The organism is Congregibacter litoralis KT71 (genome assembly GCF_000153125.2).
In the GTDB taxonomy this organism is placed as follows: Bacteria; Pseudomonadota; Gammaproteobacteria; order Pseudomonadales; family Halieaceae; genus Congregibacter; species Congregibacter litoralis.
The window spans coordinates 1,343,140-1,362,371 of sequence record NZ_CM002299.1 but is presented as its reverse complement, the minus strand read 5'-3'; the positions used below and the strand labels follow the sequence as shown (position 1 = coordinate 1,362,371).

21 protein-coding genes are annotated in these 19,232 nt (G+C 60.2%); 12 read left to right on the top strand and 9 right to left on the bottom strand.

The genetic code is table 11. The annotated features are described in order from the left end of the window. Window positions 1-5: 5 nt before the first annotated feature. A complete protein-coding gene (locus tag KT71_RS06320) occupies window positions 6-482 on the top strand; it encodes an Lrp/AsnC family transcriptional regulator (protein ID WP_008296281.1) in 477 nt (158 codons plus the stop codon). A gap of 13 nt (window positions 483-495) precedes the next feature. Here KT71_RS06320 and hda read toward each other — a convergent pair whose 3' ends face one another. The 3 genes from hda to KT71_RS06305 are packed head-to-tail and all read right to left on the bottom strand — an operon-like array spanning window position 496 to window position 3,420. After that, a complete protein-coding gene (gene hda / locus KT71_RS06315; protein ID WP_008296282.1) occupies window positions 496-1,200 on the bottom strand; it encodes a DnaA regulatory inactivator Hda in 705 nt (234 codons plus the stop codon). Beyond that, on the bottom strand, window positions 1,193-2,344 hold the full coding sequence (locus KT71_RS06310; protein WP_008296283.1) for an AI-2E family transporter: 1,152 nt from the start codon (window positions 2,342-2,344) through the stop codon (window positions 1,193-1,195). The genes hda and KT71_RS06310 overlap by 8 nt, the downstream gene beginning before the upstream one ends. Continuing rightward, complete coding sequence (locus KT71_RS06305; RefSeq protein ID WP_008296284.1) at window positions 2,341-3,420, bottom strand: DUF2066 domain-containing protein; 1,080 nt, start codon at window positions 3,418-3,420, stop codon at window positions 2,341-2,343. The genes KT71_RS06310 and KT71_RS06305 overlap by 4 nt, the downstream gene beginning before the upstream one ends. A 95-nt stretch (window positions 3,421-3,515) precedes the next feature. Here KT71_RS06305 and purM point away from each other — a divergent pair, with 95 nt between their 5' ends. The 3 genes from purM to KT71_RS06290 are packed head-to-tail and all read left to right on the top strand — an operon-like array spanning window position 3,516 to window position 6,039. Next, a complete protein-coding gene (purM, locus tag KT71_RS06300) occupies window positions 3,516-4,562 on the top strand; it encodes a phosphoribosylformylglycinamidine cyclo-ligase (RefSeq protein WP_008296285.1) in 1,047 nt (348 codons plus the stop codon). After that, on the top strand, window positions 4,559-5,200 hold the full coding sequence (purN, locus tag KT71_RS06295; protein ID WP_008296286.1) for a phosphoribosylglycinamide formyltransferase: 642 nt from the start codon (window positions 4,559-4,561) through the stop codon (window positions 5,198-5,200). The genes purM and purN overlap by 4 nt, the downstream gene beginning before the upstream one ends. Next, a complete protein-coding gene (locus KT71_RS06290; protein WP_023660424.1) occupies window positions 5,197-6,039 on the top strand; it encodes a DUF3108 domain-containing protein in 843 nt (280 codons plus the stop codon). Before purN ends, KT71_RS06290 begins: the two co-directional genes overlap by 4 nt. Here KT71_RS06290 and dcd read toward each other — a convergent pair whose 3' ends face one another. Continuing rightward, the gene (gene dcd / locus KT71_RS06285; protein ID WP_008296288.1) at window positions 6,040-6,609 is read right to left on the bottom strand and encodes a dCTP deaminase; all 570 of its coding nucleotides are present in this window, start codon (window positions 6,607-6,609) and stop codon (window positions 6,040-6,042) included. 11 nt (window positions 6,610-6,620) lie between these two features. Further along, on the bottom strand, window positions 6,621-7,430 hold the full coding sequence (apbC, locus tag KT71_RS06280; RefSeq protein ID WP_008296289.1) for an iron-sulfur cluster carrier protein ApbC: 810 nt from the start codon (window positions 7,428-7,430) through the stop codon (window positions 6,621-6,623). Between the two features lie 129 nt (window positions 7,431-7,559). On the opposite strand from apbC, the gene metG reads away from it, so the two are divergent. The 7 genes from metG to KT71_RS06245 all read left to right on the top strand — a co-directional run bounded on the left by metG (window position 7,560) and on the right by KT71_RS06245 (window position 15,249). Further along, entirely contained in the window at window positions 7,560-9,635 is a 2,076-nt protein-coding gene (gene metG / locus KT71_RS06275; protein WP_040362902.1) for a methionine--tRNA ligase, read from the top strand. A 220-nt stretch (window positions 9,636-9,855) separates the two neighbouring features. Further along, the gene (rsxA, locus tag KT71_RS06270; protein ID WP_023660422.1) at window positions 9,856-10,434 is read left to right on the top strand and encodes an electron transport complex subunit RsxA; all 579 of its coding nucleotides are present in this window, start codon (window positions 9,856-9,858) and stop codon (window positions 10,432-10,434) included. Window positions 10,435-10,438: 4 nt separating this feature from the next. Continuing rightward, window positions 10,439-11,047 carry an electron transport complex subunit RsxB gene (gene rsxB / locus KT71_RS06265; protein ID WP_008296293.1) on the top strand — a complete coding sequence of 203 codons (609 nt, stop codon included), beginning with the start codon at window positions 10,439-10,441 and terminating at the stop codon, window positions 11,045-11,047. Continuing rightward, the gene (gene rsxC, locus KT71_RS06260) at window positions 11,044-12,807 is read left to right on the top strand and encodes an electron transport complex subunit RsxC (RefSeq protein ID WP_008296294.1); all 1,764 of its coding nucleotides are present in this window, start codon (window positions 11,044-11,046) and stop codon (window positions 12,805-12,807) included. Before rsxB ends, rsxC begins: the two co-directional genes overlap by 4 nt. After that, window positions 12,804-13,850: an electron transport complex subunit RsxD gene (gene rsxD / locus KT71_RS06255; RefSeq protein ID WP_008296295.1), complete on the top strand. Its 1,047-nt coding sequence runs from the start codon at window positions 12,804-12,806 to the stop codon at window positions 13,848-13,850. Before rsxC ends, rsxD begins: the two co-directional genes overlap by 4 nt. Beyond that, window positions 13,847-14,497: an electron transport complex subunit RsxG gene (gene rsxG, locus KT71_RS06250; protein ID WP_008296296.1), complete on the top strand. Its 651-nt coding sequence runs from the start codon at window positions 13,847-13,849 to the stop codon at window positions 14,495-14,497. The genes rsxD and rsxG overlap by 4 nt, the downstream gene beginning before the upstream one ends. After that, the gene (locus tag KT71_RS06245) at window positions 14,494-15,249 is read left to right on the top strand and encodes an electron transport complex subunit E (protein ID WP_008296297.1); all 756 of its coding nucleotides are present in this window, start codon (window positions 14,494-14,496) and stop codon (window positions 15,247-15,249) included. Before rsxG ends, KT71_RS06245 begins: the two co-directional genes overlap by 4 nt. 104 nt (window positions 15,250-15,353) lie before the next feature. Here the strand turns inward: KT71_RS06245 and KT71_RS06240 are convergent, their stop codons facing one another. Genes KT71_RS06240 through KT71_RS06225 form a run of 4 tightly spaced genes read right to left on the bottom strand, consistent with a single transcriptional unit; the run spans window position 15,354 to window position 17,836 of the window. Further along, window positions 15,354-15,740 carry a hypothetical protein gene (locus tag KT71_RS06240; RefSeq protein WP_008296298.1) on the bottom strand — a complete coding sequence of 129 codons (387 nt, stop codon included), beginning with the start codon at window positions 15,738-15,740 and terminating at the stop codon, window positions 15,354-15,356. Then, entirely contained in the window at window positions 15,727-16,221 is a 495-nt protein-coding gene (locus tag KT71_RS06235) for a GNAT family N-acetyltransferase (RefSeq protein ID WP_008296299.1), read from the bottom strand. Before KT71_RS06235 ends, KT71_RS06240 begins: the two co-directional genes overlap by 14 nt. After that, window positions 16,218-16,958 carry a hypothetical protein gene (locus KT71_RS06230; protein ID WP_008296300.1) on the bottom strand — a complete coding sequence of 247 codons (741 nt, stop codon included), beginning with the start codon at window positions 16,956-16,958 and terminating at the stop codon, window positions 16,218-16,220. The genes KT71_RS06235 and KT71_RS06230 overlap by 4 nt, the downstream gene beginning before the upstream one ends. Window positions 16,959-16,987: 29 nt before the next feature. Next, window positions 16,988-17,836: a glycosyltransferase family 2 protein gene (locus tag KT71_RS06225; protein WP_008296301.1), complete on the bottom strand. Its 849-nt coding sequence runs from the start codon at window positions 17,834-17,836 to the stop codon at window positions 16,988-16,990. Between the two features lie 77 nt (window positions 17,837-17,913). Between KT71_RS06225 and KT71_RS06220 the strand changes: the two genes are divergently transcribed. Beyond that, complete coding sequence (locus KT71_RS06220) at window positions 17,914-19,143, top strand: Nramp family divalent metal transporter (protein ID WP_008296302.1); 1,230 nt, start codon at window positions 17,914-17,916, stop codon at window positions 19,141-19,143. Window positions 19,144-19,232: the final 89 nt, after the last annotated feature.

Below are 19,232 nucleotides of genomic sequence, written 5' to 3'. Positions count from 1 at the left end.
TAACCATGTCAGAAAAGCTCGACAGCACAGACTTAGCGATTCTCGACCTCCTTCAGGGCGACTGCAGTTTGAGCACCGCCGCCATCGCGGAGCGGGTCAACCTCTCCCAGTCACCCTGCTGGCGGCGCATCAGCCGCCTGGAGGAGCGGGGTTTAATCCGCGAACGCGTGGCACTCCTGGATCGTCAGGCCCTGGGCATGGACGTCGTGGTATTTGCCACGGTAAACCTCACGGCAACAGGGCGACAGAATCTCATCAGCTTTGAGGAAGACATCATCCGCTATCCCGAAGTGATCGAGTGCTACACCATGACGGGGATTTGGGACTATCTGCTGAAAATCGTTACCCGGGACGTGCGCCACTACGAGCAGTTCGTCCGGGAGACCCTGAGTACGAATCCGGATCTTCGGGAGCTTCACTCGCATATGGCGGTGACGGAAATCAAGAACAGCACCTCCCTGCCCCTGCAAACCCAGGGCTAGGAACAAAGCCGGGCTACCAGCCCATGACCTCCCTGACCAGGGGTACCGTCAGAGGGCGCTGTCGCTGCAGAGACGCGTTGTCCAGGCGATTGAGGGTGTCCATAAGATCACCCAGAGCACGCGTTTCCCGCGCGCAGAGATAGCTGGCCACAGCATCGGGCATCGCCAACCCTCGGCGCTCAGCGCGAAACTGTAGAATCCGCCGCATTTCCTCATCATTGGCAGGTGTCATCGCCCAGGTGACGCCCCCGCCCAAACGGGAACGGAGATCTGGTAGCTCAATCCCCAGATCCATCGCCGGGCTTCGCGCAGCCACCCAAAGGGGACATTGCGCGGCCCGGGCGCGATTCATGAGGTGAAACAGGGCCTCCTCCCACTCGCCATCACCGGCAATATGTTCAAGGTTATCCAGCGCCAGAAGCGCCGCCGTCTCCAGATTCTCCAAAAGCGCCCCGGGATGGGCACCGCGCAGCTCAGCGAGGGGCAAATACAGCGCCCCCGCCGTCGCGTGGCAAAGGGCCTGCAGAAGATGACTTTTGCCCTCTCCCGCGGCCCCGTGCAAAAACTGCAGGGGCTCTGCAGCAGGTCGCGTCATGCTGTCGAGCACGGCGGCGAGGGATGGCCGGGGGCAGAAATTCTCAAAGGTCGCCTCGTCCCGAAGACCGATTTTCAATGCCAGCTGAGGGGACTGCTCCTCGGCAGCGATAAGCTCAGGCATCCCCGTCGAACTCCCGATCGCCGTGATTGCTGTCTTGGCCGCTATCCTCATCAGGATCCGTATAAAGGGAGCTATTGCGGTAGTGCACCAGTGCATGACTTGCAAAAACCTTGATGACCGCTGCCACCGGTAAAGCGACAACCACACCGACAAAGCCCGCGAGCTGACCACCGGCCATCAAGGCAAAAATCACCATCACCGGATGGAGTCCGATACGATCCCCCACGAGAACAGGCGTGAGCACCATGCTCTCGATGAGCTGCCCGACACCGAAAACCGCCGCCACATAGAGCAAAGGCAGGGGCTCGTGAAACTGTAGCCAGGCCGCAATGAGGGACGCGGTAATGCCTACGATAAAACCGAGGTACGGCACGATGCTTGCCAAACCGGCAATCAGACCCAGGAGCAAGGCAAGCTCGATCCCCGCGAGATAAAGACCTGCGGCGTAGAGGGCACCGAGGGCGCACATGACAATAAACTGACCCCGAAGAAAAGCGCCCACCACCTCATCGGCTTCCCGGACCATTTGCTGGGTTCCCGCCTGCCAGGCTTTGGGCATGAGATGCAGAATCCGCTCTGCGATATCGTCCCAATCCCGCATCAGATAAAAGGCCACCACGGGCACGAGAGCGATGTTCGCCATACCCAGAAGCAGCCCCAGGCCCGAACCGGTGATGCGGGAAATCGTGGTGGCCGTCACTTTACCCAGGGACTGCCAGTTCTCGAGCAACTGAGCAGACCAGTCAATCTGGGGAAGGTTGGCCCCCGTGACCAGCGTCCGCGACTGAAGCCAGGGCACGGCAACGTCCCGGAGCCAGGCGTAGAGCACGGGGATGCGTCCGATAAGCCCATCGAGTTGCTGCAGCAGTACCGGCACGGCGAAAAACAAGGCGACCAGAGACAGCGTTGTAAAGAACAGGAACACTAAAATCACGCCGAAGGTCCGACTGCCACCGCGCTCCTCAACCCGATCAACCAGGGGATCTCCCAGATAGCCCGTCAATGCGCCGAGCACAAAGGGCAGCAGAATCGGCTCGAGAATGTAAAAGAGCACCGCCATCGCCGCAAACACAGCGAACACCAGGGGCCAGCGGTTGACGGGGATTTCGGCTTTGACCTCTAGATCAGGGCCGGAGTCACTCATGGAATCCACTCATAAAAAAGCGCGTCCTGCCCCGGCTCTCGTGGCAGGGCAACAAAACGTGCGTCCAGTTCAATAATTTTTGCCAGCTGCTGCACATCGGTTTCTGCTTCAACCCGGACGCTCACCTGATCTCCCAGGAGACTCTCGGGCACCACCGCCCGCACCGCCTCAAGATTGCCGAGGCTCTCCTGCACGACCTTGTAATCCGCAAAAGAACGGATCCCCCGAAGCACAATCCTGTACCGGTCATCCCGGTCAGCACCGATCTTCACGCCGTATTGTTCTGCCAGAGTCGCCGCTACCAGCTCTGCCCCGGCATTGGTGAAAGCCTCCAGATTAGCCGCGACGGTGGAACGACTCGTCCAGCGACCGTTATCGAGATAGCGCCAGTCACCGACCCAACTGCCATCGGACAACCGGGCCACGCGACCCGCCAACAATTCGGCGTCCCCATAGCGGTCCGATGCATCAATGAGGGCCACGGAGGACTGACGCCAGGCCTCGCCCAGGGTAATCGTCGACGTATCCGAAAGATCGTATAGAGGCGTCTGCAATGGCACACCGCGACGCGCGAAGCTCTCTTTGAGCATCGCGTCTACGGACGGCGCAGCCTCCAGGGACGCGAAACGACGCCCCCGCTCATCGCTAATCACCAGCCAGGTCAGCACCAGGGGCCGGTTTGCGGTCCACAAACGCAGGTCTGCCTCGGCAAGCAGCCTCTGCACCGCCTGTTCGTCGTACTCGAGGCGAAGAACCAGGGCGTTATCGACGCCCTCCTCATAGCTATAGCCGAGGAGATATCCCTGGGCATCGTCCAGCGCCTGAACTACCGGCGTCCGCTCGACAGCCTGAGGGTTTCCTGACGCTTTGATGATGACCTCGGCCAGTCCCGCTTTGCGCGCCGCCGCAAGGGACCGGGCATCGCGACCCTCCACCGTGAGCCGCGCGCTATAGATGTTCTCTACGATTTCTGCCTGTACAGACACGCTGCCCAGGAGCGCACCCGCGCAAAGCAGCGCCGTTGCCAGAAACCGTTGGAAGAAAAACCCGTACATGGGGGCCATTGTACCGCGCATGGGAACCTCGTGGCATGGCGCATGGCGCTTCCCACCCTTTACTGGCGGGCCCGGGACGCTACACTGCGCGCTCACCAACACGCCGGCCAGGTCCCATGTCAGAAAAGCAGCAGAAAACACCCCTCACCTACCGCGATGCGGGCGTGGATATCGATAAAGGCAACGCGCTCGTGGGACGGATCCGTGATGCCGTGGAGCGCACGCGACGGCCAGAAGTCATGAGTGGCCTGGGCGGCTTCGGGGCGCTCTGTGCACTCCCCACCGGATACCGGGAGCCTCTCCTGGTCTCTGGCACCGATGGCGTGGGCACCAAGCTACGCCTCGCCATCGAACTCAATCACCACGAACATATTGGTATTGATCTGGTCGCCATGTGCGCCAACGACATCGCCGTGAGCGGTGCAGAACCCCTGTTTTTTCTCGACTATTACGCCACGGGGAAGCTCGATCTGGATGTTGCCACGGACGTGGTGCGTGGTATCGCAGCGGGTTGCGAGCTCGCCGGCTGTGCACTCGTGGGAGGCGAAACGGCAGAAATGCCGGGCATGTACAGCGAAGGCGACTACGATCTCGCTGGCTTCTGTGTGGGCGTCGTGGAGCGGGACAGGGTGATCGACGGGAGTGGCGTCGCTGCCGGAGACGCTCTCGTGGCCATCGCCAGCAGCGGCCCCCATGCCAACGGCTATTCACTCATCCGCAAGGTGCTGGAGCACAGCCAGGTGGACCTCGATGCAAGCCTTGAAACCGGAGGAAAACCCCTGGGCGAACTTTTGCTGGAACCCACGACACTGTATTGCAAAGCCTTGCTGGCCCTGCGCCAGAACATAGAAATACATGCCATGGCGCATATCACCGGAGGCGGGCTTCTGGAGAACCTTCCCCGCGTCCTCCCCGACACGGTGATGGCGCACATAGACACCGGGAGCTGGAAGTGGCCCGCGGTGTTCCAGTGGCTGCAGGACGCGGGAAACATTGAGCGCATGGAGATGTTTCGCACTTTTAACTGCGGTGTGGGCATGGTGTTGTGCATCCCCCGGACGCAGGTGGCCCCCGCTATCGACACCCTGGCAAATCACGGCCTCGCCGCCTGGCAGATCGGTGAGACCGTTCCCGGAGACGCAGGCATCCGCTTCAGCGAATGAGCACCCCCGGGCGCATCGCGATAATCGCGTCTGGCTCAGGCTCGAATATGGCCGCTATCGCCAGCGCCTGTGACCAGGGAGACATTCCCGCAACGATCAGTCTGGTCATCAGTAACGTCCCCGGTGCCCGGGTACTCGCCCGCGCGGAAGAAAAACAACTTCCTCACTGCTGCATCAATCATCGCGATTATGAGAGCCGGGACGCTTTTGAGGAGGCGATGCTGCAGGCGCTGCGGGACAAAGCCATCGATCTCGTGGTGCTCGCCGGTTTCATGCGCATACTCACGGATCGCTTTATTCGGGAATATTACGGGTCTCTATTGAACATTCACCCGTCTTTGTTGCCTAAATACCCGGGATTGAACACGCACCAGCGCGCCCTTGATGCGGGCGACAAGGAAAGCGGCGCCACGGTGCATTTTGTGATTCCGGAGCTGGACGCGGGCCCCGGCATCATCCAGGCGCGCGTGCCGATTCTGCCGGGCGATGACGCGAGCAGTCTTTCCGCACGGGTGCAGGCCCAGGAACACCGCATTTACCCCCAGGCTGTGCGCTGGTGTATCGAAGGAAAGGTTGAGCTGCGCAACGGCAAGGTCTGGAAAGACCCATCACTCACAGGCAATGGAGTAAACGCATGACAGTGATATCAGCCAGACGATGGACCACAGGAACTACGCGTTTACCGACCGGGTTGCTGACCGTGGTCGCATCGACCCTTATCACCGCACTGCCTCTCACTACATTGGGCATCACCGCGCAGAGCCTCGTCAGCACCGCGGCGCAGGCGCAAACGCCCGGTGCCCAGGAGGCGCCGAAGGAGCTGCGCGCGCTGACGCCCTATGATGCGGTCTACAAGACCTCGACCTCCGGTCTCAGCATCAAGCTTCGCCGCAGTCTGACCATGGATGCAAACGGCGATTGCAAACTGACCAGTGAGGGCAAACTGCTTGTTGCGGGGATAAGCGAAGTCAGCTTGTTCACCCTCGACGGCGAAAATATCCAGCCCCGCTCCTATGTCTACCAGCTCAGCGGCCCCGTGAGCCGGCGGCGGGAAGTCCATTTTGACAACGACTCCCAGGTCATCAGAAGCCTGTACAAAAAAGAGTGGTATGAACTCCCGAAAACCGGCGACACCCTGGACCGCATGAGCCAGCAGGAGCAGTTACGCCTGTCATTGCTCAATGACCCCACGCCGAAGGATGACATCCTGTTCCACGTAGCCGACGGCCGGAAAGTCAAGGAGTACCGCCTGCTTTACGCCGGGGAAGAGCGCCTCGAAACGCCCATGGGCTGGGTAAATACCCTGCATTTTGAAAGGGACCACGACGACCCCGATCGCCAGTCCGGCGTATGGATAGCCCCCGAGTGGGACTACCTCATGGTGCGCACGGTACACATCGAAGACGGCAAGACCATCGAAGCCAACCTCATCAGCGCCGAGATAGCCGGCACTGCCGTCGCCGGCGCCAACAGCTGATCAGGCTCGGGGAAGGGTGACCCCCGTCTGACCCTGATACTTGCCACCGCGATCCTTGTAGCTGGTTTCACAGACTTCGTCAGACTCAAAAAACAGCATTTGGGCCACGCCTTCGTTGGCGTAAATTTTCGCCGGCAGAGTTGTGGTGTTGGAGAACTCCAGGGTCACGTGGCCTTCCCACTCGGGTTCGAGGGGCGTGACATTTACGATGATGCCGCAACGGGCATAGGTGGATTTACCCAGGCATATGGTGAGCACGTTGCGGGGGATGCGGAAATACTCCACGGTGCGCGCCAGCGCAAAGGAGTTGGGGGGAATCACACAGACATCGCTGCTGATGTTCACAAAGCTGTCATCGTCAAAGGCTTTGGGATCGACGGTAGCCGAATTGATGTTCGTAAATACGCGAAACTCGTCGGCGCAGCGCACATCATAGCCATAGCTTGAGGTGCCGTAGGAGATTACCTTTCCGCCGTCACTATCGCTGCGCACCTGACCGGCCTCGAAAGGCTCGATCATGCCGTGCTCTGTCGCCATGCGACGAATCCACTTGTCAGATTTAATACTCATAGCTTCTCTCGTCAGTCGTCGCTGATAGTGATGGTCGGAAAATCGTCTCCGGCGGGCTGTTCACCCAATGCCCGCATCAATGCCCGGGCCGCGGTCATGTAGGCCTGTCCCGCGGCGCTTTCGGGTTCGCGGATAACGATGGGGGTTCCCGCGTCGGTGTACTCGCGGATCGTGCGCTCCAGGGGTAGACTGGCCAGCAGGGCAACGCCGTATTCGGCCGCGATGCGCTGCCCACCATCCAGGCCAAAAACCGACTCTGTATGGCCACACTGGCTGCAGGTATGCAGCCCCATATTTTCAATGATTCCAAGGACGGGAACACTGACCTTGCGAAACATCTCAATGCCTTTACGGGCATCCAGGAGCGCAATATCCTGAGGCGTCGTCACGATGACAGCGCCCGATACCGTCGCTTTCTGCGACAGCGTCAGTTGAATATCGCCAGTCCCCGGCGGCATATCAATGATCAGGTAATCCAGATCACCCCAGCGGGTCTGCTCCAGCATCTGGATCAGCGCGCCACCGGCCATCGGTCCCCGCCACACCATGGGCGTGCGATCACTGGCCAGGTAGGCCATGGACATACTCGCCAGGCCATGGGCCTCCACGGGACTCATGGTTTTGCCGTCGCTACTCTCGGGACGGGTACCCTCCGCTACACCCAGCATCAGGGCCACACTGGGGCCGTAGATATCGGCATCCAGGAGGCCCACCCGCGCGCCGGTAGCGCTCAGGGCCAAGGCGAGATTGACCGCCGTGGTAGATTTACCAACGCCTCCTTTACCCGAGGCAACGGCGATTATGTGCTTGGCCACTTGCATGCAAAACAGGTCCCGCGGTGATAAAGGCGCCAAGTATAGGTATTGCCTCCCATGCACTCAATGAATGCAGATGAAATCGGCGGGGGCACTCGCTATGATAGCGCGCCTTTTCCCGCGGACAGTTTCGCAATGACTCAAGCCAAGCGGCGTATTCTGGTTACCAGCGCCCTACCCTATGCCAACGGGCCCCTCCACCTGGGCCATATCCTTGAGCAGGTGCAGACGGACATCTGGGTGCGCTTTCAGCGCTCCCGGGGACACGAGTGTCACTATGTCTGCGCCGATGACGCCCATGGCACCGCCATCATGCTGAGCGCGGAGCGCCAGGGCATCACCGCAGAACAGCAGATTGATGCGGTGCACAAGGATCATCTGGCCGCCTCCCGGGCCTTTGCCATCAGCTTTGACAATTTCTACAGCACCCACTCCGAAGAAACCCGCCATTGGTCTGAGACGATCTACGAGCGCCTGAAGGCGGCGGGAGCGATTAACGAAAGAGAAATCACTCAGGCCTACGATCCGGAGAAGGGGTTGTTCCTCGCTGACCGTTTCATCAAAGGTACCTGTCCGAGGTGCAAAACACCTGATCAATACGGTGATAACTGCGAAGCCTGTGGCGCCACCTATTCGCCGGCGGAGCTTATCGATCCCTTGTCGGCACTTTCCGGTGCCACACCGGTGGATCGCGAGTCGCGGCATTTTTTCTTTCGCCTGCCCCTGTTTGCCGACATGCTGCGAACCTGGATTGACTCGGGAACGCTCCAGGATGCGGTAGCGAACAAACTTCGGGAGTGGACCGATAGCGGCCTTCAGGAATGGGACATCAGCCGGGACGCTCCCTATTTCGGCTTTCAGATTCCCGGAGAGACCGACAAATACTTTTATGTCTGGCTCGATGCTCCCATTGGTTACATGGGAAGCTTCCAGAATTACTGCGCGCAAAGGGACATCGCCTTTGACGACTTCTGGCAGCCCGGTGGCGACACGGAGCTCTACCACTTTGTGGGCAAGGACATCATTAATTTTCATGGCCTGTTCTGGCCGGCGATGCTTCATGCAGCCGAACTTCGCACCCCCACGGGCGTCTTTGTTCACGGCTTTCTCACGGTTGATGGCACCAAGATGTCCAAGAGCCGGGGCACCTTCATCAATGCCCATCACTATCTCCAGCATCTCGATGCCGAGTACCTGCGCTATTACTTCGCCGCCAAGCTCAGTGCGGGTGTCGATGATATCGATCTCAATCTCGAGGACTTCGTACAGCGGGTCAATTCCGATGTCGTTGGCAAGGTCGTGAACATCGCCAGTCGCTGTGCGGGCTTCCTGCGTAAGGGTTTTGAGAATCGCACATCCGAACGCTGCAGTGAGCCGGAACTCCTCGCGTCCTTTGGGGAAGCCGGCACAGAGATTGCGCAGGCCTACGAGGACCGGGAATTCAGCAAGGCGATCCGCCTGATTATGGAACTGGCGGATCGAGCCAATCAGTACATTGACCAGCACAAACCCTGGGTGATGGCAAAGGAACCGGGACAGGCTGCGGATGTGCAGCTGGTGTGCTCCACGGGGATCAACTGTTTTCGCCTCCTGATGATCTACCTTCAGCCTGTTTTGCCGACGATGGCAGAGCGGGCCGCGGCATATCTGCGCTGCAGCCTTGATTGGGATCAGCGGGAAGCGCTCCTCCTGAATCACGAACTGGCGACCTTCGAGCCGCTGATGCAACGCGTGGATCCCAAACTGGTCAGTAAAATGGTGGAGAGCAATCGCGAGGAAACCCCCGGCGAAGCCTCTGAACAAGCCAAGTCTGAGAAAACGCCCGGAAAACCCGCTGACAAGAAGACAGGGCAGAAAAACGCCGCAGCGTCACCAGACAGTGAATACCTCGATATTCGGGATTTTCAGAAAGTGGATTTACGCGTGGCCCGCATTGAGGCGGCAGAGGCCGTGGAGGGCGCCGACAAGCTCCTGGCACTGCATCTTGATCTTGGAGAACTGGGCAAACGACAGGTATTTTCCGGCATCAAGGGGGCCTACGACCCGGCAACGCTGGTGGGTCGACTGACCGTGGTGGTAGCCAACCTGGCTCCCCGGAAAATGCGCTTTGGCGTGTCCGAGGGTATGGTGCTGGCCGCCGGTGAAGGAGACACCGATGTTTTCCTCCTGTCGCCGGACAGTGGTGCAACCCCGGGCATGCGGGTTACGTGAGGAGCCGACGGCCCCCTCGGAGCGGCGCTCAACACGCCAACGCATTGTTTATTAAGGAAAGTCTGCCTACCATGGCTGCTGTTGGGGGACCGGGTTGGATTGAGCGGGACCCAGGGAGGCGGAAGAGGCTGGAAAAGGCTTTTCGAGGCTGCGGCGCGTTTTTATCCTGGCCCTCTCGGACAATTTCTAGAGTGCATCCCCGGATGCTGTGGGTGAGAAAATGCTGGCAGATTATTCGCTGCTGCTGATAGGCGCCATTCTGGTGAACAACTTTGTGCTGGTGCAGTTTTTAGGACTGTGCCCCTTCATGGGCGTCTCCAACAAACTGGAAACGGCCATGGGGATGTCCATGGCCACGACCTTTGTCCTCACCCTGGCTTCGGCCTGCAGCCACCTGACCTACCACTACCTGCTCCTCCCCCTGGGGCTGGGGTATCTGAAAACCATCGCATTTATTCTGGTGATTGCCGTCGTGGTGCAATTCACGGAAATGGTCGTGCGCAAGTCCAGCCCTCTCCTGCACCGGGTGCTGGGCGTGTACCTGCCTCTCATCACCACCAACTGCGCGGTTCTCGGGGTCGCTCTGATCAACACCAACAAGAGCCACAGCTTTATCGAAGCCCTGCTCTATGGTTTTGGCGCCGCCCTGGGCTTCTCGCTGGTACTGGTTCTGTTTGCCGCCATGCGCGAGCGCATTGCCGTCGCCGATGTGCCCGCGCCGTTCTCCGGTGCCGCTATCGGCATGGTGACCGCGGGTCTCATGTCCCTGGCTTTTATGGGATTTGCCGGGCTGGTATAGCGTAATGTCTGAACTCATTGGCAACTATCCCTTCGTCGCGGCGCTTCTGGCAATGCTGGGCCTGGGACTGATTTTCGGCTCGATCCTGGGTTTTGCCTCGATTCGATTCCGCGCGGAAGGCAACCCCATCGCCGACCAGATAAACGCCATTCTTCCACAAACCCAGTGCGGTCAGTGCGGCTATCCCGGCTGCCGTCCCTATGCGGAGGCTATCGTTGCGGGCGAGGGCATTAACAAATGTCCTCCCGGCGGCGAGGCCGGTATTCAGGCGCTGGCGGACTTGCTGGATGTGGAGCCAACGCCCCTGGATGCAGAACACGGCGCCGAGACGGAGACCACCGTCGCCTTCATCATTGAGGAGGACTGCATAGGCTGCACCAAATGCATTCAGGCCTGCCCCGTGGACGCGATCCTGGGTGCGGCCAAGCAAATGCATACGGTGATTGCTTCGGAATGTACCGGCTGTGATCTGTGCGTAGATCCCTGCCCCGTGGATTGCATTGAGATGCTGCCCCTGCCCAAGACGCTGACGAACTGGCACTGGGAACTGCCCACGGCAGATGTCGGCCCCATGATTATTGCCACGGATGCAAATCAGGAGCGCGCGGCATGAGGCGTATCTATGACTTCCATGGGGGCATCTACCCTGCCGAGCGTAAGACGCTGTCCAACGAAGGGAGCATTCGCAAAGCTGCAATCCCGTCACAGTTAGTGCTGCCCCTGGCGCAACATATCGGCCCCACGGCGGCGCCGGCGGTAGCCGTCGGTCAGGAAGTCCGCGGTGGAGAGCGCCTGACGGACCTCAGCGGCCTCCCCCTTCACGCGCCCACCTCGGGTGTTATCGGCGCCATTGAGGAACGCCCCATACCCCATGCATCGGGCATGATGGCGCCTTGCATCGTCATCAACTGCGACAAGGAGGATCGTTGGATCGAGCTCACGCCCGTGGAGGACTTTCGCCGTCTCTCCCCGGATCAGCTAGGCCGGCAACTGTTTGAGGCTGGTATTGCCGGACTGGGTGGTGCCGGGTTTCCCACGGCGCGTAAATTGCCGGGGGACAGCAACGACGCTATCAAGACCCTGATTATCAACGGTACGGAATGCGAACCCTATATCACCTCCGATGACGCTCTGATGCGCGAGAGGGCCGACCGCATTATCGCCGGCGTGGAGATTCTGGCGCATATCGCTCGCCCTAAAGAGATCCTTATCGGGATTGAGGATAACAAGCCAGAAGCCATCGCCGCCTTCGAAACGGCCCTTGCCCGCCGCGAGGACATGGAGTTGGTTACCTTCCCTACCAAGTATCCCTCGGGGGGTGAAAAACAGCTCATTGAAATACTCACGGGCAAGGAAGTTCCCAGCGGCGGCTTGCCCGCAAGTATCGGCATACTCTGTCAGAACGTCGGCACCGCCGCCGCGGTCCACGATGCCATTGTCCTGGGACGGCCCTTGGTCAGCCGCGTGACAACGGTCACCGGGGAGTCCGCGCGCAATCGCGGCAATTTCGATGTACTCCTCGGCACCCCCATGGAAGACCTCCTGGCCCAGGCGGACTACCAGCCCACAGTACGACAGCGACTCATCATGGGCGGCCCCATGATGGGGGTGACCCTGGCGGATCACCGCTGCCCCGTCATCAAAACCACCAACTGCCTGCTGGTGCCAGGCCCCGGGGAGCTTCCCGAACCTGAGCCTGCCCAGGCCTGTATCCGCTGCGGACTCTGTGCCGAGGCCTGCCCCGCGCGCCTTCTGCCGCAACAGCTTTACTGGTTTGCCCGCGCCCAAAACCATGAGCAGTTGGAGGAGCATCACCTTTTTGATTGCATCGAGTGTGGCGCCTGCTCCTACGTCTGCCCCAGCCATATTCCCCTGGTGCAGTACTACCGCGCCTCCAAGGCGGCGGTGCGGGAGCAAAAGGCCGATAACGCGCGGGCAGACCATGCCCGGGAGCGCTTTGAGGCGCGACAGGAACGCATGGCCCGGGAAGCGGCAGAAAAAGAAGCCAAGCGTGCGGCACGCAAACGCGCGGCCCTTGCCAAGGCGGCGGATCAGGCGGCGGACGGTGATCCCATTCAGGCCGCGATCGAGAGAGCACAGGCCCGCAAGGCAGCCCTGGCAAAGACACCCGGCGACGAGCAGGCGATACAGCGGGAAAAGCTTGCGCGCATCGAGACGCGCCTTGCCAAGGCGCGGGAGAAGCTTGCCGCCGACGATGGCAGCGACCCCGCGATTACTTCAGCCCTGGAGAAGGCCGTTGCCACGACAGAAAGTAAACTCGCTGATCTTCAGACCACAATAGCCGGTGCGGGCGGTACGCCGGCGCGGACCGATAGTGATAGCGAGACCACGAGCGAGACCGAAAACGCATGAGTCTGTTGGTCGTCACCTCGCCCCACGCCCACGGCCCCATGAGCACCAGCCGCGTTATGGGGACTGTGCTTATGGCAACCCTGCCGGGCGTCGTCGCCCTGACTTACTATTTTGGTGCGGGTGTGATCGTCAATATTGTCTTCGGTGGTCTGGTTGCCCTGTTGTGCGAAAGCCTCGCTTTGCTCCTGCGCAAGCAGGCGGTCAAACCTTTTTTGAAAGACTACAGCGCCCTCGTGACCTCCACCCTGCTGTGTATTGCCCTGCCGCCCTACGCGCCCTGGTGGCTATTGCTTGTCGGTGTCAGCTTTTCCATTCTCATCGCCAAACATCTTTATGGCGGCTTGGGTTACAACCCCTTCAACCCCGCCATGGTGGGTTATGTGGTCCTGCTCATTTCCTTTCCCCTGCAGATGAGCACCTGGATGCCGCCCCTGGGCGTGGGAGAGTCTGTGCCGGGCTTGCTGGCAGCGCTCCAGGCCTGCTTTAACCCCGAGAGCTTTGATGCCCAGACCATGGCTACACCGTTGGATCTTATGCGACAGAACAAGGGCCTGCTGCTCTCCGATCTCTATGCCGCCAACCCGCAATTCGGTGCCTTCCAGGGCGTGGGCTGGTTTGCCGTCAACGCGGCTTTCTTACTGGGAGGTCTGTATTTGCTCTACAAGGGGATATTCACCTGGCATGCCCCTGTCTCCATGTTGCTGGCCCTGAGCCTCTGTGCCCTGATATTTTATGACGAGGGCAGTTCCGCCAGTGGCGGATCTCCCCTCTTTCATCTGTTCAGCGGTGCCACGATGTTCGGCGCGTTTTTTATCATCACGGACCCCGTGTCGTCGGCGGTGAGTAATCGGGGGCGCCTGGTGTTCGGTGCCATGATCGGCTTGCTGGTTTACACCATCCGCGTGCGGGGTAATTATCCCGACGCGGTGGCGTTTGCCGTTCTCATCGCCAATTTTGCCGCACCGTTTATCGACAACTACACCCAACCCAAGGTCTACGGCCACGGCAAAGGCAAAGGCGGTAGCAAGGGGTCCGAGGCGTGAACGAACTGCGCCAGGCAATCACCCGCAACAGCCTGTTACTGGCGGGGTTTGCGGTACTGACCGCCCTGCTGGTGGCGACGACCTTTCTGGGCACCAAGGACCGCATCAGCGCCGCCCAGCGAGCGGCGGAAGAAAAAGCACTGCTGCAGATCATTCCCCGAGCCAGTCACGATAACGCCATGCTCGACGATCGTCTGGACGCCCCGGTAAATGATCCTTTTCTGCAGCTGCGGGAGAGCAAAGCCATTTACATCGCCAAACGCCAGGGCGAGGCAACGGCAGCGCTGATTCCAGCGACGGCACCGGACGGCTACAGCGGCGAAATCGAGCTCATCGTCGGCGTTAATCGGGACGGCACCGTCGCGGGGGTTCGGGTGCTCCAGCATCGCGAAACGCCGGGGCTGGGCGATGCCGTCGATCATCGAAAATCAGACTGGATTGAGAGCTTCCGGGGACGCTCCCTGAACGATCCGGAACTGGAGGAATGGACCGTACGAAAAGATGGCGGCGCCTTTGATCAGTTCACCGGCGCCACCATCACTCCCCGCGCTGTCGTTCAGGCAACCGCTCGGGTGCTGCAATACGCAGAACAAAACCGGCGAATGCTGTTCGGCGAGCGTCCCACTGATAAGGAACCCACATCATGAGTCCGGACTCAGACACGACCGACGCCGGCCAGACCAAGGCAAACAGGACAGATTACGGGGAACTTTCCATTAATGGCCTGTGGAAAAACAACCCTGCGATCGTACAGCTTCTGGGACTCTGCCCCCTCCTTGCGGTCACCGGTAGCGTGGTGAATGCCCTGGGCCTGGGTATTGCCACCTGTTTTGTGTTGGTCACCTCTAACACGGCGGTATCCCTCATCCGCAACGTCACGTCCGACGCGGTTCGTCTGCCGACCTTTGTAATGATCATTGCGGCAGCGGTGACCTGTATCGAGCTCCTGATGCAGGCCTACAGCTACGAGCTCTACGAAATACTGGGTATTTTTCTGCCCCTGATTACCACCAACTGCGTCATTCTCGGGAGAGCCGACGGCTTTGCCCGCAAAAACCCGGTGCTGCCCGCGCTCTACGATGGATTCATCATGGGCATCGGTTTCACCCTGATTCTGATTTTGCTTGGCGCCCTGAGGGAACTCTCGGGGACCGGAGCGATTTTTGCCAATATGGACCTGCTCTTCGGTCCCGACGCAGCGAGCTGGAAAATTATCGCCTTTGAGGATTATCAGCCGTTTCTGCTGGCAATCCTGCCGCCGGGCGCTTTCATATTTACCGGGCTGATTATTGCTCTGAAAAATGTGATCGACAGCGGCATCCAGCGGCGGGCGGCGGCAAAAGCGGCACCAGTGGAAACGGGAAGCAAGCGCGTACGCGTGACCGGCACCGTCAGCTAAGCAGCGCCTCCGGCCCGGCGAACGTGATCAGTGATGGGGCGCCATCCCCGCGGCTTGTGTTGTGGCTTGTGTTGTGGCTTGTGTTGCTGCCATGGGACCCTTTCTTATGGCGTGGCCATGCGAAGGGTGTCGAGAATGTCATCCACGGCGGCATCGTCCAAGCCCTGGTTGTCCTCATCACAGCTATAGGTAATGTACAAAAGCAGCGCCCCCGCAAAGAGATACCATTCGCGGATGGCCGCGCCGTCCTCGAGCACCGCTGAAGTCAGACCTTCAAAACTGCCCTTGCGCGCAGGGGTCCACTTTGAGGCATCGGTAACAAATTGACCGAGATCGTCACTGCAGAAATCGCCGGATTCCTTGTGGAGTTCACTGATTTCGATGCAGCCCACGCCATCACGATCTCCAATGACGATCGCGTCCTCTTCCTGTTCTGCCTGCCACTCATCGGGAATCAGCATTCCCCAGTCTCCGGCTTCAAGTACCCGCATTTACATCCCCCAACTGTCGGCTCATCAAAATGGCGGTCTCGGCAGCGCCGCGGCGGTTTCCAGAGTCAGCGCCGCGGCGGTTCGCAGCATAATAACCTGCCCGCTCACCGTCGCAGCGAAAACCGGCAGCGGCGTAGAGAGATCGCGCCCGGTGGTTGCTCTCCCGCACCTCCAGAAATAGCTGCCCTGTGCCAGTTTGAGCCAGACGCTGCATCACCTCCTCCAGGAGCAGCTTCGCCACGCCGCGGCCTCGGACCCGGGGCAGCACCGCGATGTTCAAAAGCGTAGCCTCATCGAGCACCCGTGAACACGCCGCGAAAGCGATCAAAGCCTGCGCTTCCTCCGCCACGATCATCAATCCGCCTTTGCCCAACAGTCGTTCATAGCTCTCGGCTTGAGCAAAGACCGGGGAGTATTCCTGATCCAGAGTCAGAATCGCATCGATATCACCGGGTCGCCCCGCGCGGAGTGTAAAGCTCACGCGCGCAAAGCTTTCCAGACGTCGCCCTTGATCGAAGGGTTTTCAAGCATGTCGCGAGTTGAGGAAATCGCGCGCCGGGCACAGGGAATAGCCAGATCCGCAATGAGCTTTCTGCTGGCATTGCCCAGACAGATCAGCTCCACGCAGGCGTTCTCGTCCAGCTGACGAGAGAGAAAGCCCTGCAGCGCCGCCGTCGCGTCATCAGCACTCAGACCGAGCTGGGCGTTATCGTGGAGGGGCCACCGGAACTCCGTTACCGCGACGGCAGCTTCATCTTTTACAGGGTGCTCCAGGGCCCGGGCCATCGCCGCGACGAGCTGGAGCTGATCCTGAGCCAGCGCCTCATCGCCCAATTCTTCCAGCCATAAACGCCCTTTGGTGATCAGGGCCGCGAGGCGAAACCGTGGAGCGGAATCTTGACGGGCGGCTCCCTTTGTCTCCCGGGCTGACGCCGTGTCGGTCGCAGCCCCGGGCGCGGGCTTCTGGCGATCAATATCCTGACGAAGGAATTCCCGTAGCGCCTGCGCGGCGGGTGACGAGGTTTTTTGCGGGGCTGTTATCGGCGCTATCGGCGCGGCCTGTTCCTGCGGCTCGGCGGCCCCTGCCATCCTGACGGATTCTTTTAAAGTGATCTTTGACGTCACCGCGGCACCGGGCAATACGCGACGGGTCACGTAGACGGGCACTCCCATAGCCTGAAGGTAGCGAAGTCGACGGATTTCCTGAGATGCGTCCATGGCGTCAGTTTACCACCGGCGGGTAAGCATCAGAGCAGCCGCCAGCCGTGGAGGTTAAAAAAACGGACCGCGGAGCGGGCAAACCAGCGAATGTGCTGGCTCCCCTTTCGGGCGGCGAAGCCTCCGTGATGAACGATCCGCATCCCCGGCAGGAACACGAGTTCTCCACGGCTCTTGAGTCGTCGGGAAAGATCGAAGTCCTCAAAGTACATAAAAAAGCGCTCGTCAAAGCGCCCCACCGCCGTAAAGGCCTCGCTGCGACACAACAGGCAGGCACCGCTGAGCAAGGTCACGGGCCGGGGATCCTCAGCCACCGCGTCGCGATACTCATAATAGGCCAGACGGCGGGAAAACAGCTGTCGAAGACCGGCGAGGGGCAGGCCCCGGAGCAGCAAATCCAGCACCGAGGGATAGCGTTTACAAAGATATTCGCGGCTGCCGTCACCACGCTCGCAGTAGGGATTCAGCGCAACCACCTCATCGTGAGACTCCAGATAGCCCAGCGCCTCTCTGAGGGCGTCGGCCGCGAGCTCGACATCGGGATTGAGAATCAGAAAATAACGCCCGGGCTGCAGGCGGGAAAGCTGATTGTGCCCCCCACCAAAGCCGCTGTTTTTATCTGAACGGTGCAAGGCAAAACATAGAGAGGGGCTCTCAGCGATGGCCATATCGGACAGCAGCGCTTGGAGTTTCTCGTAATAATCAGGCGCGGAGCAGTTGTCGAGAAGGGTGATGGCAACGGGTTCTGGTAAAAACTCTTCCAGGGCAGCCACACTCACGAGGAGGCTGTTGAGCGTGATACGTAACTGATCGAGGCAGCTGTTATGGACCACGATGGAGACACTCAGTGTCGGTGCATTGCTGGCCTCGGTTATCATCGGGCGGATACTAGCAGCTGCCTTGCACCCCTGCACCGGGTCCGGGACCACGTACCGTCACGAAAGAGAAAAAAACATTGAACGATGAGCTGAAAACACCGCAACGCCGAAAGTGGGGCTTTGGCCCCGGGCTTCTCGTCGCTGCGGCCTTCGTAGGTCCGGGAACCATCGCCACAGCAAGCGCCGCCGGCGCGGGCTATGGCTACGCTCTGTTGTGGGCACTGCTGTTCTCGGTGCTGGCCACCATGGCGCTCCAGGAAATGAGTGTCCGGCAGGCCATCATCACGGGCAAGGGCCTGGCAACAACACTGCGGGAGGCTTTAGCAGGGCACTGGCTCGGCCGCGGCGCCATCCTCCTGGTGGTTGCCGCGATCGGATTGGGAAACGCAGCTTACGAGTCCGGCAACATTGCCGGCGCCGCCATCGCCCTGGAGAGCGTCTCGACTATCGGGACCCCGGTCTGGGCTCTGGGCATCGGTGGCGCCTCCGCAGCCCTGCTGTTCCTCCCGGCCTACCAACAGCTGGAGCGGGTGCTGATTGCCCTGGTGCTCTTGATGAGCATCATTTTTGTCGCCAGCGCGGTGCTTCTTCGCCCGGACTGGTCCGCCCTGTTTCAGGGCTTCACCCCGCGGCTCCCCGAAGGCTCCCTGACGACGGTGATCGCGCTCATTGGAACCACGGTTGTGCCCTACAATCTTTTCTTACAGGCAAACGCGGCCCGGGAGCACTGGGCAGACGAGCCAGACCGCGATCTCGCCCTATCCTCGGCCCGCCTCGATACCGTGCTTTCGGTGTCCCTGGGTGGCCTCGTTACCCTGGCGATTGTCAGTGCCGCCGCCATGACGTTTTTCGCTCAGGGTCTGGCATTTGAGCCCGATAAAATCACTACGCAGCTGGAGCCGGTCCTCGGCTCAGCCGGGCGCTACGTATTTGCGGCGGGACTGTGCGCAGCGGGACTCACCAGCGCCATAACCGCCCCCCTTGCCGCAGCCTACGCCGTCTGTGGCGCCCTGGGTCTTACGGACACCCTGCGCGGCGGTGCTTTTCGTGTGATTGCCCTGGCGGTTGTGTTCACCGGTACTGTGTTTGCGGCAACGGGGGCGCGACCCCTCAGCCTCATCGTTTTTGCCCAGGCAGCCAATGGCCTGCTCCTGCCGATCATCGCTGTGATCCTCGTGTGGCTGATGAACAATCGCAGGCTCCTTGGCGACGCCACCAATGGCTGGCGAAGCAACCTCCTGGGGGTGATCGTTATCGGCGTAACCCTGGGTCTGGGTGCGAACAAGTTGGCGGGTCTAATTGGTTGATAGGTCACCGCAGGACAAAAAGTTTGTGTAAAAAATTACAAAAACGCGCTATCGCCATGTTATTTATCATTTTTTCTATGATTAGCCAT